Raw genomic sequence first — 14326 nt, forward strand, 5'->3', positions numbered from 1 at the left:
AGGGTGCGCGATGGGGCGTCCCAGGCAAGAACGGGCAATTCAGACGCGCGAAGCCATCATCCGCGCTGCGGCGGAGGTGTTCGATGAGTACGGCTTCGCCGGAGCCAGCATCAGTCGGATCCTGAAGCGTGCCGAGGTCACGACGGGAGCTCTGTACTTTCACTTCGGCTCCAAGGAGGGCCTGGCGCAAGCCGTGATGAACGCCCAGCCCAACGCGATTGTCCCGTTGCTCGAATCGGATGGGATCCAACGGCTGGTCGACATCACGCTGACCTGGGCATACCAGCTGCAGACGGACCCGCTGCTTCGGGCGGGCGTCCGGCTCACGAGCGAGCAGGACACCTTCGGGGTACGTGACTCCACCCCCTACCAGGAGTGGAGTCAGGTCATGGAGGAATGCCTGCGGGTCGCCCAGCAAAAAGGCGAGTTGCAGGCCGGCGTCGAGCCGGGGGAGCTCGCCGAGTTGGTCGTCGAATCCTGTACGGGCATGCAGATGTACGCGGCGGCGGAAAGCGGCCGGACGGACCTTCCGGACCGCGTGGTGCGCATGTGGCGACTCTTGCTTCCGGGTGTTGCCGTGCCGACTGTGGTTGCCCGCACCGCGGTGAACCCTTCACGTGTTGGACCGATCGCGGAAGCCACCGCTCGCACGAACGACCCGCATGGCGCCGTTGGCTGACAGCCAGTCGGCTGCGCCTGACGGCGGTCAACGTCGATGTCGTCCTGCTCGACGACACATTCAGTGCCCTCTTTTACCAGTCCCTGGTCAGCAGGGGGCACGCGTACACCGTCGCAGCCGGACAGCCCCGGCCGCGCGCTGGACCTGCACTTCGAGGGCAGCGCGCAATGCCCGGAAAACCCACCCGGTGAAGCTCAACGATGAAGCTGTCGAACTTCTTGAGCGACTGCGTGCGTCAGGGCTGCGGACAGTCTGCTCCGGCGGCACACCATCGGCGAGAAGTTGCTGCGCGTGATGGATCGGGAAGCGGCTGTCGGCGACGTCCCGGGGACTGAATCGTCGAGCTGCAAGTGGCCATGATCATCGGTGCATCCAGCGACATCGGCGCGGCCGTGGCCCGGTTGTTCGCTGAGGAGGGGCCTGCGGTGGTCCTGAGGGTGCGGCGTGAGGAGCGCCTCGTGCATGTCGTGGCGGAGGTCCGTGCGGCAGGCCGCCAGGCGGTCGCGGTAGAGAGGGCGTGACGTCGTCCGAGGGCGTGAAGCGAGCTGTCGGGCTGTCTGAAGCTGCCTTCACCGCCAGGTTCCGGCGATGCCGGCGGCGGGTCGTGGTGAACACCTCCAGCGTTGCCGGCGTGTGGGCCTCCAGCGCCCCGCCGCGTAACTCACCGCCAAACATGCAGTGTTCGGTTCGAGCCGGACCGCCACCGAGGAGTGCAGCCCCCACGGGATCCGGGCCAATGCGCTGGCTGTGGGCAGCACGCGGACCCAGATGCTGGACAACGTGCCGAGTGAGTCCCCTCGACGGGAGGAGCGCTCTGTGGCGCACACACTGCGTCGGCGTATGTCCTCACCGGATGGGATGGCCCAGGCTGCGGCCTGGCTTTGTACTGACCGGTCCCGCTTCGCGACCGACGCCACGATGCCGGTCGACGGCGGTAAGGCTGCTGCCTGAGGCCACCGAAGGGAACTCTGGCCGAACGGCCGGAGATGTGATGGCGCCATGAGGGGCGGTCTCTGCGTCGCTCTCGTCGCATCCGGTGGGCCCGGTCATCTGAGGAACATGGGACAGCCCCCTGAAAAAAAGCGAACGATTGCTTCTATTCTGATACCTCCACCTGTTGGAGGTGACCCATGGTCATTCAGGAGAGGTCCGTCCGGACCCGTCGTCGACTGGTGCTGGCCGCCGCCGCCGAGATGTACGAGAACGGTTACGAAGGGGCCACGCTGGCCAAGATCTGCAAGTCCGCCCAGATGTCCATGGGGGCTCTGACCTTTCATTTCAGCTCCAAGCGCGAACTGGCCGACGCGGTGCGGGCCGATGCCCGCACGATCACGCTCCACCGGCTCGAGCAGGTAGGGCTCGCCCCCAGCTCCGCGCTGCCCGCCTTGATCCGCCTCACCGTCGGGCTGGCTCACTTGCTGGAGACGGAGGTGGTCGTACGGTCCGCGGCCCGCCTTGCCCGGGACTGTCCGAGCGAGGACGGCTGGTGGGGGGCGTGGCTGCCCCAGGTGCGGCACCTGCTGGTCGAGGCGCAACGGCGCGATGAGCTGAGATCGGGTGTCGACCTTCAGGTCATGGGCGCGCTGGTGATGCACCTTGTGATCGGCGCGGAGGTTTTCGTGCGCGCCGGGTCGGGGGCGTGCGAGGTGCCGTCCCTCGGGGCGGCGGCGCAGGTCGAGCGCATGTGGGAGGTGGTGCTGCGCGGGGTCGCGATGCCGCAGTGAGAGCGTTTGCCGCTGCTGGGTGCCACGTCGTTCGAAAACCCTAGAAAAAAGAGCGAACGTTCTCTACTCTTTGAGGAGGTCGCGGTTGATCACGGCACGTGGCTTCTGCGTGGCCGGAGGTGCACGGACGCGCGGCACCGGCTCAGTTGAACGGAAACGGGGGAAGGGCCATGAGAGTCGCAGTCGGGAGTGCGGGCGTCATCGGCAGCCGTCTCAGCCGCCGCCTGGCACCCGCAGGCGGAGACGTGCACTTCAGGCCAGGGGGCGCCCACCTCGAAGCCGTCCGCAGGGCCGGGCCGGCCACCGAGAGTCGGGCAGGGGGCGTCCGCGTCACCGCATTGCGGGCGATGGGCGACAGCGCACAGTTCGGCAGCGTCGACGACAGGCTGACCGACCTGAAGGCCTGGCACATCGCACGGGCACTCCAGGCCCCCACCCGCTCGATGGCGCTGCTCGGCGTCGAGAGCAACGTGCCGGCTCCGGTCAACTCCTTCCGTCATGAGGTGCTGAGCGTGCGCGAGGCACGCGGGGGCACCAACGCCCATCAGTGCAAAGGAAACTGACATGCCATCACCAGACGAGGTCGACCTCGCCATCGTGGGTGCCGGACCCAGTGGGCTCTACGCCGCCTATTACGCCGGCTTCCGGGGCCTGAGCACTGCCGTCCTGGACACGCTGCCACACGCCGGCGGGCAGGTCGCCGCGATGTATCCGGAGAAGCTGCTCTACGACGTTGCCGCGCACCCGGCGATCAAGGGGCGTGACCTTGTCGACAACCTGATACGCCAGGCGGCGCCGTTCGAACCGCGGTACCTACTCGGGCAGACGGCGAACACCCTGACCCGCACCAGTGCGGGGTGGATGGTGGAGACGGATCGTGGCACTCGCGTGCAGGCCGGTGCCGTGCTCATCGCGGCGGGCCTGGGCAGGTTCGTGCCACGCAAGCTGCCTGCTGCCGTCGATCACGAGAGCCGCGGGGTCATCTACCACGTGCCACGCCTCGAAGACCACCGAGACCGGGACGTGGTGATCGCCGGCGGCGGCGACAGCGCGGTGGACTGGGCGCTTGCCCTGGCCCCCATCGCCCGCTCCGTCACCCTCGTGCACCGGCGAGCCACGTTCCGCGCGCACGCGCACAGCGTGCGACAGCTGTACGCCTCGCCGGTGCGCGTGATCACAGACGCCCAGATCAAGCGCTGCCTTGGGGAACCGTGGCTCGAAGCGGTCGAGATCGGGACCGGTGGCGAGCTGCTGACGCTGCCTGCCGGCTGCCTGATCACCGCGCTCGGCTTCTCGTCGAACCTCGGCCCCATTGCCGACTGGGGCGTCGAACTGAACTACCGACAGGTCAAGGTCGACGCGACCATGCAGACCAGTCTGCCCCGGGTCTATGCGGCAGGCGACGGGTGCACCTACCCCGGCCGGGTGCCCCTGATCTCTGTCGGTTTCGGTGAAGCCGCCACCGCCGTCAACCACGCCGCCGTCGCACTGAGGCCCGGCGAGCGTCTGGCGCCCGGCCACTCATCCGACGCCGTTGCGACATCCGAACAGCCGCTGACGGCCGCCGCCTAGACCACCTCACACCTTCCCGTACGACCGCCTTGTACGGAGCTTCCCTGCGCCCCACTGCGAAGCCCGACACCTCCGGAGATACGAACCCGTCCCCGGCACAGATGGGAAATCCAACATGCCCCCAGGGAGTCACGCAGCAATGGACCTCAAGAAACTGACCCTGATGCCGCACGGCCTGGAAGTCCTCCTGCCGGAGGGCTCGCCTCTGACCGATCTCGAAAACCAGACCTCGCAGCGCGTCATTCCGTTCGGCTGCCAGTCAGGGGCGTGCGGGGCCTGTGTGATCGAAGTGCTCGACGGCTTCGACTCGCTGGGCGACATGGATGGCGACGAAGTCGACTTTCTTGAGGACCTCGGCCGGACGGACAAACAGTATCGCCTGGCCTGCCAGTCCCGCTTGATGAGCGCTGCCACCATCCGCATCGCGGAGGAAGAGTAAACAAAGTCCAACTTCCGGCCCCCGGCCGCGGATTCGTCGCGTGATGGCGCCGGATCGTCATGAACCGGGGCTCGTCACCCCCCTCTCCTGCTGAACCGAACGAAGAACAGAGATCCTCAGAACTGATAGGAGTTCTTGTGTCGGTGACCACCTCCGAAATCCGGAGTTCCGCTGCACTCACGGTGCCCCCACCCGACCCCCGTGAGTCCATGGCTTTCCTGCCGAAGCCGCTGCAGTACCCATTGACGCTCTTCACAGGTAAGGCCCTGCCCGGCCAGGCAGCCTTGAGCTGGACCCCCACCCTGCACCTGACGACGGCGCTCTCCTCCATGGTCGCGGGGGTCCTGGTCAGCACCCTCGGTTACATACTGGGCGGCGGCTTTCTGCTGCTGCTGATACCGGGGTGGGCGATCACTCTGCACGGCATGCGCAACATGCGGATGATGGTCTATCACCAGTGCTCGCACCGGAATATGTATCGACAGCGAAAGCTCGACCGCATCATCGGGCACGGCATCTCCAGCCTGCTCGTCATCCAGAACTTCCAGCGCTACAGCCGTGAGCATGTAAAGGACCACCACGCAGCCGGGCACATGACGCTCAAGGACCCCACGGTTCAGGCGTTCCTGGTCAGTTTGGAACTGCGGCCGGGTATGACGCGCCGCCAGATGTGGCGCAGGGTGCTCGGCAAACTCGTTTCCCCGCGCTTCCACTTCGCCTTCGCGGTCTCCCGCTCGCGGTCCTTCTGGAGCGAGTCGGCTCGCAGTGAGAAGGTCTCCGCACTCGCCCTGTACGGCCTTGCCATCACCGCCACCGTGCTCTCCGGCACCTGGCCGGCCCTGTTGGTGATCTGGTTCGTGCCGCTGGTCCCGCTGTTCCAGATGAGCAACACACTGAGGCTGTGCGTGAAGCACACGTTCCCGGAGCCGGGTGTGGAAGTCCGCCACGGCCGCGAATACTTCTCCAGCCTGACCAACGCCATCTTCATCGGCGATCCGGCCCCCTCCGCCGGCCTTCCGTTCGGGCGCCGCGTGGCAGCCTGGGCGCGCTGGACGCTGCGACTTGCGTTCCTGCACGCGCCGTCGCGCTACCTCGTCCTCACCGGCGACACCGTGGTGCACGACTACCACCACCGCTACCCGGCGGCCCAGAACTGGGCGAATTACATTTTCGCACGCCAGCAGGACATCGACGCCGGCCACAGCGGCTGGCCCCCCTACCACGAGGTCTGGGGACTCGTCCCCGCCATCAGCCACGTTTTCGACTCGCTCTCCCGCGCTGACGCCCAGGAGTACGACATCGACCGTCTGAAGACGGTCAGCAAGCGCGAACTGTTCGCGGCCTTCGACGACTGACGACTGACGACCCACGCGGGACAAGGAAACAGGTCAATGCAAAGCCAGCAAGCAACAGCATCCCCATCCCGAACCGTGATCCTCGGTGTCGCCGCCAGCGACAGCCACGCCGTGGCCAACCACTTGATCGCTTACTCACTGCGCGCCACCGGCTTCGACGTGGTCAACCTCGGCACCTGCACCCCCGTCGAGGAGTTCGCCGTCGCGTGCGGCGAACACCCGGACGCCGAAGCCGTCATCATCGGAAGCCTCAACGGCCACATTCATGAGGACCTGCGCGGTCTCGCCGACGCCAAGAGTTCCGGACGGATCGCCTGCCCGGTCGTCGTCGGTGGCAACCTCTCCGTGGGCAGTCGCAAGGACGCATCCGCGCACGAGCGCCTCTATGCCCTCGGCGTCGATCACATCCTGGCCGACCCGGCCGATCTCCCGGCTCTCCTCGATGAACTGCGCGTCGCCCGGGACCACACAGCACCCCTGCGTACGGCGTCATGACCAGGACACACAAGCCCCTGGCTCTTCTCGGTACTCCGGCCGGGAAGAGCCCTCCGGGGCACACCGCAACCAGCCTGCCCACCCTTGCGGAGTCCGCTGCCTACATCACCGGGCTCGGCAAGTCCACCGCCGCCGAAGTCCTCCAGGCCTGCCGGGACTCGGGCCGGGTAGCCATCCAACCTCGATGCGGCGTCGGCGGACACCTCGAGATGATGAACCTGCTGACCACCCTCGAGGCCGACGCCCACCCCGACATCCTCACCCTCACCATCGACTCACACACCCGGCTCAAGCGGTTCGAGGAAGCGCTGCGCACCCTCAACCGCCACCCCGCCGATCTCAATGGCTACCCCCTCGTCGCCCACGGCTGGCAGCGCGGCCGGGAGTTGAACGAGTCGGTCACCGCACCGCTGGAGATCAGGCACGGGTCACCGGATGCCAGAAGGCTCTTCGACGTCTCCGTCGCCTCCGGAATCACCTCGTTCGAGGGCGGCGGGATCTCGTACAACCTGCCGTACTCCAAGGCTGTGCCGCTCGCCGAGTCACTCGGCGCCTGGCAGGACGTCGACCGCCGCTGCGGTGAGCTCGCCGACCACGGTGTCATCGTCGACCGGGAGCTGTTCGGTACCCTCACCGCCGTCCTCGTTCCGCCATCCATCAGTCTGGCCATCAGCGTCATCGAGGCGGTACTGGCCGCACGCGCGGGGGTGCGCTGCATCTCCATCGCCTATCCGCAGGGCGGACACCTCGCCCAGGACGTCGCGGCACTGCGTTGCATCCCCGCCCTCGCGGAGCGCTACTTGCCCACCGGCACCCAAGTGCACGCCGTCCTCCACGAGTTCATGGGCGTCTTCCCCCGACAGCGCGGCAACGCCGAGGACCTCATCTTCTACGGCGCGCTGGTGGCCCGCCTCGGTGGTGCGTCCAAGCTCATCACCAAGACCTACCAAGAGGCGTACGGAATTCCCGACACCCGGGCCAACGTGGAGGGCCTCAGGCTGGCGGATCGCGCGAACTCCCCCCTGCTGGGCTTCCTCACCGCCGAAGAGACGCGCATAGCCACTGAGATGGAGCTGATCCTCTCGGAGGTCGGCGACCTCGTCGATACGCTTCTCGAGCGGACGAATTTGATCGAGGCGGCAGTCGACGCCTTCGACCAGGGCACGCTGGACATCCCGTTCAGCGCGAGCCGCTACGCACGCTCGGACATCATCCCGCGGCGTGACGCGGAGGGAGCTATCCGCTACCTCTCCACGGGTTCCCTGCCGTTCTCCACGGCCAACCGCAACCGCAACGACAAGCTCCTCAAGGCCAGACCTGACGTCGAGGCGGGCCTCGGATCCCTGCTGGCCGGACTCACCGGCGACATCAACTACTTCCGCACCGTTTTCCAGGAATCGGACGAAACAGCCGTCACCTCCGACGGTCCCGCTACCAAGTGAGGTACCCATGCGCGCAATCCAGGTGAGTCAGCCGGGCGGCTCCGCGAGCCTTTCACCGACCGAACTCTCCGTGCCCACGCCCGCGGCCGGTGAGGTCGTGGTGCGCAACGCTGCGATCGGCCTCAACTTCATCGACGTCTACTTCCGGGACGGCACCTATCCCACGACGTACCCGTTCACCCCGGGCCAGGAAGCGGCGGGCACCGTCGAAGCAGTGGGCGAGGGCGTTGGGGGCTTCGCCGTGGGCGACCAGGTGGCCTACGCCACCCAGCTCGGCGCCTATGCCGAGTTCACCGCTGTACCTGCCGGCAAGCTCGTACCCGTCCCCGACGGCATCCACCTCAATGACGCCGCCGCGGTGTTGCTGCAGGGTCTCGCGGCCCACTACCTCACCCACACCACGCACCCGATCGCTACCGGCGAGACCGTAGTGGTCCTGGCCGCCGCCGGCGGCCTCGGCCAGTTGCTGGTGCAGCTGGCCGCGCATCGCAAGGCGACCGTGATCGCTGTGGCGTCCACCGAGGAAAAGCAGCAGATCGCGCGGGAAGCCGGCGCCCACCACGTCCTGCCGTACGACCGATTCGACGAACGGGTCCGGGAGATCACCGGGGCCGAAGGAGCCCACGTCGTCTACGACTCCGTGGGCGCCGACACCTTCGACCGGAGCCTGAGCTCACTGCGTCGCCGGGGCCACCTGGTGGTCTGCGGACTCTCCAGCGGTCCGGTGGGCGCGATCGACGTCGAACGGCTGCGCACCGCGGGCTCCGTGACCCTGACCCGGCCTTCCCTTGCCGACCACGTGCCCGACCCGATGTCCCTGCGCGCCGCCGCGGCGGAACTGTTCGGACATGTCGCCGAAGGCGTTCTACGGCCGAAGGTGCAGGCGGAACTGCCGCTGGTCGAGGCCGCGCGGGCGCATGACCTGCTGGAGGGCCGGGGCACCGCAGGCAAAGTGCTGCTGACGCCGTGACACCCCGGCCCAACAGGACGGAAGAGGAAGGCTGAATATGAGCGTGCAAGCGGGAATCGACATCGAATCCGCCGAGGTTGTCAGCACCAAGAGCATCGCTGGGGCGGGCTCCAGAGGACTTCCCGTCATTCCCGCCCCCGTCCTCATGCTGATCGGGATGGTCAGCACCCAACTGGGTGCGGCCTTCGCCAAGCAGATGTTCGGCACGGTGGGCCCCGCCGTCATGACGGTGCTCCGCCTCGGCTTCGCCGCCGCTGTGCTGCTGGTGTGGTGGCGGCCGTCGTTCCGTTTGGAACGGCGGACCGCCTTCACGGTCGCGGGACTCGGGATCACCATCGCAGGCATGAACATCTGCTTCTACATGTCCATGGCCCGCATGCCGGTCGGTGTGGCGCTCACCATCGGCATGGCAGGACCGCTCATGGCCGCTGCCCTGTCCAGCCGGCGGACACGCGACCGGCTGTGGACCCTGCTCGCCGGCGGGGGCATCGCCCTCCTCGGCTGGCAGGGCGGCGCCTCGGGCCTGACGGGATTGCTGATCGCTGTGGTCTGCGCCGTGTTCTGGGGAGCGTATGTCCCCATGTCCGCACGGGTCGGAGCGCTGATTCCGGGCGGCAGCGGGCTGGCCCTGGCCATGCTCTTCGGCACGATATGCGCCCTCCCGTTCGGACTTGCCGAGGGCGGCGCGGCCCTGACCCACCCGTGGGTGCTGCTCTTCGGCTTCGGCGTCGCGATGCTGTCCTCCCTCGTTCCGTACACCTGCGAGATGGAGACGCTGCGCCGGGTGTCGGCGCTGGTCTTCGGCGTGCTGCTGAGCCTGGAGCCGGCGATCGGCGCGCTCGTCGCTCTCACCGTGCTGGGCGAAACGCTGTCCCTCGGCCAGGTACTGGGACTCGCGTCCGTGGTTGTCGCGTCGATCGGGGTCATACGCAGCACCCGCGCCGCCTCCTGAACCACCACCTGTGCTCCCGCGCCCGCTCCTCCCCGAACCGACAGAAAGCTGTGATCAATGAACGACACGAACCGCATCCAGGCCGACGCAGGTCAGCACATCGCCCTGGCCGGCACCCCCGAAGGCCTCAAGCAACTGCGCACACTGGTGGACGCCGCCTTGGAAGCGGTCTCCGGGGCAGCGGTCAAGCGCGGCGGCCCGGTTGCGGCCGGCGGCCCCGACGCGGCGATCGCCGCAGTGCGGGACATCGTCCGCAGCGACGGTTTCATGACACGTGAACCAGGCCCGGAGCGGGTGACGGAGCTGTTCGAGGCGTACGCAGCCTGGGCAGCCGATCTCACGCACCCCGCCGCTCTCGCACGTATGCAGTGCGCGCCCACACCCGCTGCCGCAGCCGCCGAACTCCTTGCCGCAGTTCTCAACCAGTCACTCCATGCATGGGAGAGCGGCCCCTTCGCCCTCGAACTGGAACGCCGGCTCATCAGGGAGATGGCCGGCTGGGTCGGCTACGGCGAAGGGGCCTCAGGAACCCTGACCCCCGGCGGCAGCATCTCCAACCTCATGGGACTGCTGCTCAGCCGTGACCACGCCCTTGGCCGGACCGGGGGTGACGTCTCACAGTCAGGACTCGCCGGCCGGGCGCTGAAGCCACGGATCCTCTGCTCGGCTGCGGCGCACTTCTCCATCGCGCGCGCCGCGGGCTTCCTCGGACTGGGACGCGACGCGGTGGTGACGGTGCCGGTGGACAACCGGGGCCGGATGATCCCGGACGAGGCCCGTCGACTGCTCGACGGGCTCGCCCCGGACGAAGTCCCGATCGCCCTGGTGGCAACCGCAGGTACCACCGACCACGGGTCCTTCGACCCGCTACCGGAACTCGCCGCCCTCACCACGGAACGGGCGATCTGGCTCCACGTCGACGCGGCGTACGGGATCGGTGCCCTGTTCTCACCCCGTCTCGCCCCCCTCTTCGACGGTCTGGCCGAGGCGGACTCCGTCGCCTTCGACCTGCACAAGTTCGGTTGGACCCCGGCCTCCTCCAGCATTCTCCTGGTACGCGACCAAGACCGGATGGGCCCGCTCGCCCAGGAAGCCGTCTACCTCAACCCGCAGGACGACGAAGCCGAGGGATACACCGCACTCCTGGGGACCTCGCTGCAGACCACCCGCCGCTCCGACGCGTTCAAGATCGCTGCCTCCCTGCTGGCCCTCGGCCGGAAGGGGATGGGTGACTGGGTCGACGCCTGCCATGACCAGGCCCGGTACGCAGCCTCCCGCATCGCTCACGCCCCCGACCTCGAACTGCTCGCCGAACCGGTGCTCAGCACGGTGATCTTCCGTTGCCGGACGGATGAGGCCATCGAGGACGAGAGCGCCTGGAACGCCCAGGTTCGCAGGCGTCTGATGGCCGACGGACGGGCGCTCCTGGCCCGCACGAAGGTACGACGCCCGAACGGGGAGCCTCAGGTGTACCTGAAGCTCGTCTTCCTCAACCCGGCAACCACGACCGGCGACATCGACACCTTGCTGGACGACGTCGTGGCCACGGCCGAGGAGGTGAAGGAGGGCATGAGGACGGAGGCGCGTTGACCAACGCCTTCGCCGCGGGCTCACCGACACCCGATGGGCGGCGGCACGTACGTTGTCCAGGGCCGAGCGCTGACTGACCCCGACCCGGGCTCAAATGCCCATTCCGGACTACGAGACCGTGGTCGAGGTCCCTAGGGGCCGCGATCACCGCGATGTCCTTACTGCTTGTGTTGTGTCCGGGGTCCAGGACCCGGGGCTGCTGGGTGGGGGGCTGGTCGGCCGCCACCGCTGTGGCCCGTGTCCTGTCGTCGCCGGCTGGAGGCCCGTCGTGCGTGTGTCGGCGCGCTGCGGGTGCTTTCCCTCTCCCCGCCCTGGGCATCGAGGGGGTCGCGTCAGCCATCAAGGCCGGACTGCCCGTGCATGTCCTGGCGTTCACGGTGCTCGCGGCCGCTGTAGTTGCTGCCTTCGCCGCGGCGGCGTGGTACTGACTACGGTGCGTGTCTCGGGTGGGCTGTGGGTTGTGACGTGCGTGAGCTGCCGCGTGGTTGGCTGTGCGTGGATTCCGCTGCATCCTCGGCAGGTCAACTCCCTTAGCAGCTTGGTCAGTTCTGCCCGTTTGTGGTCAAGGCCGCTGCGGTGGCACGGGCGAAGCCATCCGGGTTGTCGAGCATGATGTTGTGCCCGCAGTTCGGGATGGGGATCACGGCTGTCCCCGCCTGGACAAGCGCGTCGGTGCCGGGGAGCGGGCCGTCGTCCTCGGGCAGCAGGAAGGTACGGGGGATGGTCAGGTTCAGCAGGAGTTCGCGCATGGTGGGGACGGTGCCACGGGTGAGGTTGACGGCGCTGCGGTGGAGGGCCTCGCGGCCGGCCAGCCGCATGGTGGACCACCAGTGGGGGCCGACCCGGTCGCGGACCTCTTCCCATCCGTCGGTCAGGAAGTCCTGCTCGGAGTATGCGGCGATGCCGCTGCTGCCACTCGAACCGGGCGTGCGCGGGATCGGGTCGAGGTTGGCATCGACCAGCACCAGACGGGAAACCAGGTGCGGGTGCCGGACGGCCAGGACGATGGCGACCGAGCCGCCCATGCTGTGCGCGATCAGCTCTGCACCGGTGACCTCTGCGGTGGTCAGCGCCTCAGCCAGTGCATCGGCGTGGGCTTCCAGGGTGTAGTCGAAGTCCGTTGGGCGGTCGCTGATGCCGTGGCCCAGCAGGTCGATCAGCAGCGACCGGTGGCCGGCCAGCAGCGGGTGGACCGCTATCTCGGCGAAGTAGGCAGGCGACGAGGCGCCCAGACCGTGGACGTAGACGCGGGACGGTTCCTGCCCCGGCAGCTCGACCCAGCGGATCTGGTCACCCTCGGTCGTCACGACGGCGTTACGCACAGCACGGCCCCCTGCAATCGGATCGATAGAGGGACGAGAGTAGCTGCCGGCACCTGGCTCCACTTCAGATCCTCGCGTGAACCTGGCAACCGGTATGGGGGAGGGGACACGAGCTTCGCTCCCCACCTCGTCAGAGCCGTCCCCCCCGGCAAGGCGGTGAGCGAGGGCGCGGTCTAGTTCTCCAGGAGCCTCATGGGCCCTGGCATGTTCCTGGTCAATTGCCCCTGGTGGAACTGGTGGCCTGAGGCTGCCCCGCCCGCAACATCCCGCTGCACGAGCTGACCGCGGATACGCAGCAGACCGTTCTCGGTGGGTGGTTACGGTCTGCGTGAGTGCGAGGCACTGCCCGCAGCACGCTCGTCCCACCTTGGCATCGCCGTCGGCGCAGGCCGCGGCGTCAGCTCGAAGGCAGCCCCGCCGGCTCGGCCGGCGGGGCTGCTCAGGTGTCAGATCATCAGCAGCAGCCGCGTGTGCGGAACGAGCTTCCGGTTCACGCTGGTGCTTTGGACAAAGATGGTGAAGTCGTCGTTGTGGTCGGGCTTGACGCGCGTCTCGGTATCGGGCAGGCCGAGCAGGGCTCGCGCCTCGGGACCGGAATACACCCGGTCCGTTTTCTTCTCCAGGACCGCGATCTGCTTCTTCGCCTGGATCTTTTCCGACTTGCTCAGCTGATAGAACGCGCAGCCGGTGCGGTAGGTGTGCCCGCATTCGGTGACCCAGTCCCGGATTGCCGCATCGCGGGCCACGGGAATCAGCTGGTACTGGGACGGTTTCACCGGGGTGAGGCCGGCTGCCTTTATGGTGTCCTTGTTGACGGCGTCAGCGCCCGTGGAGAATACCGTCCGTGATCCGCGGATACCTTGGGCGCGACCCATCATGAAGTTTTCGGTCGCCTGCCGGATGACCTGCCCGGCCTCTTCCAGTCCCTGTGTGCTGGTGGCGTCCCAGATGGCGATGTTGTCCTTCGGGAAGCCGCACTGCATGGCCTCGCGCTTGCCCATCTGGTCCGGCACAAGAACCGCCAGTGTCCAGTTGTCCTCCTGCGTCGCGATCAACTTGGCCACGGCCTGCACCAGTTCACGCGGGTCGCCGGCAGGGGCGTCCGGGCAACGGTGGCTTGCGTTTTCCTGTCCGTCGGTCAGTACGAACGTCAGGAAGCTGTGGTCGCCGTAGAGTTGAGCGGTCTGTGCCAGCTCCCGCTGTGACTTGAGAGTCGCCGCCAGCAGAGCGGTCATTCCACCGGTGCGGTACATCTGCTTCAAGGACGGCATTCGCAGCACGTCCTTGTCATAGATGACGCACTGAACCTTGTCCGCGAAGACGTAGACGGTCACGCGGGTTTCCTGGTCCAGTTCCTTGGATCGGCGGGCCAGATAGGCGATCTGCTGATCGGCGACGTCGACGACCTTACGGCTCAGGTGTGACATGGACGAACTGGCATCCAGCACAAGAGCAACGTGATTGATGTAGTTCTGACTTCCGGACATAACTGCTCCCCCTTGTTCGTTCCGACGTGATGCACTCATCCTTCCACCCACCACTGACAATCGACTTTGAAGCCCGGGACGGGCGCAGGACCGTGAGCCGGCGTCGCCCCCGCCACCACCCAGGCCGTCCGCCCCCGCGCCACCCACGACTTCATCACCGCAGCCTCTGAACCACCCGCAAGCAAGAGGCGCCACACCCGCGCTACCCGGCGTCGTCGGGCCGAACGGTGGGACGTCGCCGGACTGCGATCGGCGCCCCCGGCCTACAGAGCCGACGTGGACCGCAAGCGGGGGTACCC

14 protein-coding genes and 1 pseudogene are annotated in these 14326 nt (G+C 67.6%); 13 read left to right on the plus strand and 2 right to left on the minus strand.

Annotated elements, in window-relative coordinates:
- Positions 1-10: 10 nt before the first annotated feature.
- The 13 genes and pseudogenes from ACGFZW_RS17235 (at position 11) to ACGFZW_RS17295 (ending at position 11218) form a co-directional block, all read left to right on the plus strand.
- Positions 11-679: a ScbR family autoregulator-binding transcription factor gene (locus ACGFZW_RS17235; protein WP_393893951.1), complete on the plus strand. Its 669-nt coding sequence runs from the start codon at positions 11-13 to the stop codon at positions 677-679.
- A gap of 356 nt (positions 680-1035) precedes the next feature.
- Positions 1036-1200 carry an SDR family NAD(P)-dependent oxidoreductase gene (locus ACGFZW_RS17240; RefSeq protein ID WP_393894116.1) on the plus strand — a complete coding sequence of 55 codons (165 nt, stop codon included), beginning with the start codon at positions 1036-1038 and terminating at the stop codon, positions 1198-1200.
- A gap of 154 nt (positions 1201-1354) precedes the next feature.
- Positions 1355-1630 (plus strand): annotated as a pseudogene (locus tag ACGFZW_RS17245) (SDR family oxidoreductase); the annotation flags it as partial.
- A 179-nt stretch (positions 1631-1809) separates the two neighbouring features.
- Complete coding sequence (locus ACGFZW_RS17250) at positions 1810-2403, plus strand: TetR family transcriptional regulator (protein WP_393893952.1); 594 nt, start codon at positions 1810-1812, stop codon at positions 2401-2403.
- Between the two features lie 170 nt (positions 2404-2573).
- Complete coding sequence (locus ACGFZW_RS17255; protein ID WP_393893953.1) at positions 2574-2966, plus strand: hypothetical protein; 393 nt, start codon at positions 2574-2576, stop codon at positions 2964-2966.
- Position 2967: 1 nt separating this feature from the next.
- Positions 2968-3975, plus strand: a complete 1008-nt coding sequence (locus ACGFZW_RS17260) for an NAD(P)/FAD-dependent oxidoreductase (RefSeq protein WP_393893954.1) — start codon at positions 2968-2970, stop codon at positions 3973-3975.
- Between the two features lie 139 nt (positions 3976-4114).
- On the plus strand, positions 4115-4414 hold the full coding sequence (locus ACGFZW_RS17265; RefSeq protein WP_393893955.1) for a 2Fe-2S iron-sulfur cluster-binding protein: 300 nt from the start codon (positions 4115-4117) through the stop codon (positions 4412-4414).
- 209 nt (positions 4415-4623) lie between these two features.
- The gene (locus ACGFZW_RS17270; RefSeq protein WP_393893956.1) at positions 4624-5769 is read left to right on the plus strand and encodes a fatty acid desaturase; all 1146 of its coding nucleotides are present in this window, start codon (positions 4624-4626) and stop codon (positions 5767-5769) included.
- Positions 5770-5805: 36 nt separating this feature from the next.
- Positions 5806-6264, plus strand: coding sequence for a cobalamin-dependent protein (locus tag ACGFZW_RS17275; protein ID WP_393893957.1), 459 nt, complete (start codon positions 5806-5808; stop codon positions 6262-6264).
- Complete coding sequence (locus ACGFZW_RS17280; RefSeq protein ID WP_393893958.1) at positions 6261-7706, plus strand: methylaspartate mutase; 1446 nt, start codon at positions 6261-6263, stop codon at positions 7704-7706. Before ACGFZW_RS17275 ends, ACGFZW_RS17280 begins: the two co-directional genes overlap by 4 nt.
- Before the next feature lie 7 nt (positions 7707-7713).
- Positions 7714-8676: a quinone oxidoreductase family protein gene (locus tag ACGFZW_RS17285; protein ID WP_393893959.1), complete on the plus strand. Its 963-nt coding sequence runs from the start codon at positions 7714-7716 to the stop codon at positions 8674-8676.
- A 37-nt stretch (positions 8677-8713) separates the two neighbouring features.
- The gene (locus ACGFZW_RS17290) at positions 8714-9628 is read left to right on the plus strand and encodes a DMT family transporter (RefSeq protein ID WP_393893960.1); all 915 of its coding nucleotides are present in this window, start codon (positions 8714-8716) and stop codon (positions 9626-9628) included.
- Positions 9629-9685: 57 nt separating this feature from the next.
- Complete coding sequence (locus ACGFZW_RS17295) at positions 9686-11218, plus strand: pyridoxal phosphate-dependent decarboxylase family protein (RefSeq protein ID WP_393893961.1); 1533 nt, start codon at positions 9686-9688, stop codon at positions 11216-11218.
- A 542-nt stretch (positions 11219-11760) separates the two neighbouring features.
- Here ACGFZW_RS17295 and ACGFZW_RS17300 read toward each other — a convergent pair.
- Positions 11761-12540, minus strand: a complete 780-nt coding sequence (locus ACGFZW_RS17300; RefSeq protein ID WP_393893962.1) for an alpha/beta fold hydrolase — start codon at positions 12538-12540, stop codon at positions 11761-11763.
- Between the two features lie 446 nt (positions 12541-12986).
- The gene (locus ACGFZW_RS17305; RefSeq protein WP_393893963.1) at positions 12987-14027 is read right to left on the minus strand and encodes a vWA domain-containing protein; all 1041 of its coding nucleotides are present in this window, start codon (positions 14025-14027) and stop codon (positions 12987-12989) included.
- Positions 14028-14326: the final 299 nt, after the last annotated feature.

This window comes from Streptomyces sp. NPDC048248, from assembly GCF_043201875.1.
In the GTDB taxonomy this organism is placed as follows: domain Bacteria; phylum Actinomycetota; class Actinomycetes; order Streptomycetales; family Streptomycetaceae; genus Streptomyces.

Excerpts from the sequence above, each read along its gene's own strand:
- ACGFZW_RS17270 (WP_393893956.1), top strand. The coding sequence starts at position 4,624 with ATGGCTTTCCTGCCGAAGCCGCTGCAGTACCCATTGACGCTCTTCACA.
- ACGFZW_RS17305 (WP_393893963.1), bottom strand. The coding sequence starts at position 14,027 with ATGTCCGGAAGTCAGAACTACATCAATCACGTTGCTCTTGTGCTGGAT.
- ACGFZW_RS17250 (WP_393893952.1), top strand. The coding sequence starts at position 1,810 with ATGGTCATTCAGGAGAGGTCCGTCCGGACCCGTCGTCGACTGGTGCTG.
- ACGFZW_RS17285 (WP_393893959.1), top strand. The coding sequence starts at position 7,714 with ATGCGCGCAATCCAGGTGAGTCAGCCGGGCGGCTCCGCGAGCCTTTCA.
- ACGFZW_RS17260 (WP_393893954.1), top strand. The coding sequence starts at position 2,968 with ATGCCATCACCAGACGAGGTCGACCTCGCCATCGTGGGTGCCGGACCC.
- ACGFZW_RS17280 (WP_393893958.1), top strand. The coding sequence starts at position 6,261 with ATGACCAGGACACACAAGCCCCTGGCTCTTCTCGGTACTCCGGCCGGG.
- ACGFZW_RS17265 (WP_393893955.1), top strand. The coding sequence starts at position 4,115 with ATGGACCTCAAGAAACTGACCCTGATGCCGCACGGCCTGGAAGTCCTC.
- ACGFZW_RS17240 (WP_393894116.1), top strand. The coding sequence starts at position 1,036 with ATGATCATCGGTGCATCCAGCGACATCGGCGCGGCCGTGGCCCGGTTG.
- ACGFZW_RS17290 (WP_393893960.1), top strand. The coding sequence starts at position 8,714 with ATGAGCGTGCAAGCGGGAATCGACATCGAATCCGCCGAGGTTGTCAGC.
- ACGFZW_RS17235 (WP_393893951.1), top strand. The coding sequence starts at position 11 with ATGGGGCGTCCCAGGCAAGAACGGGCAATTCAGACGCGCGAAGCCATC.
- ACGFZW_RS17275 (WP_393893957.1), top strand. The coding sequence starts at position 5,806 with ATGCAAAGCCAGCAAGCAACAGCATCCCCATCCCGAACCGTGATCCTC.
- ACGFZW_RS17255 (WP_393893953.1), top strand. The coding sequence starts at position 2,574 with ATGAGAGTCGCAGTCGGGAGTGCGGGCGTCATCGGCAGCCGTCTCAGC.
- ACGFZW_RS17295 (WP_393893961.1), top strand. The coding sequence starts at position 9,686 with ATGAACGACACGAACCGCATCCAGGCCGACGCAGGTCAGCACATCGCC.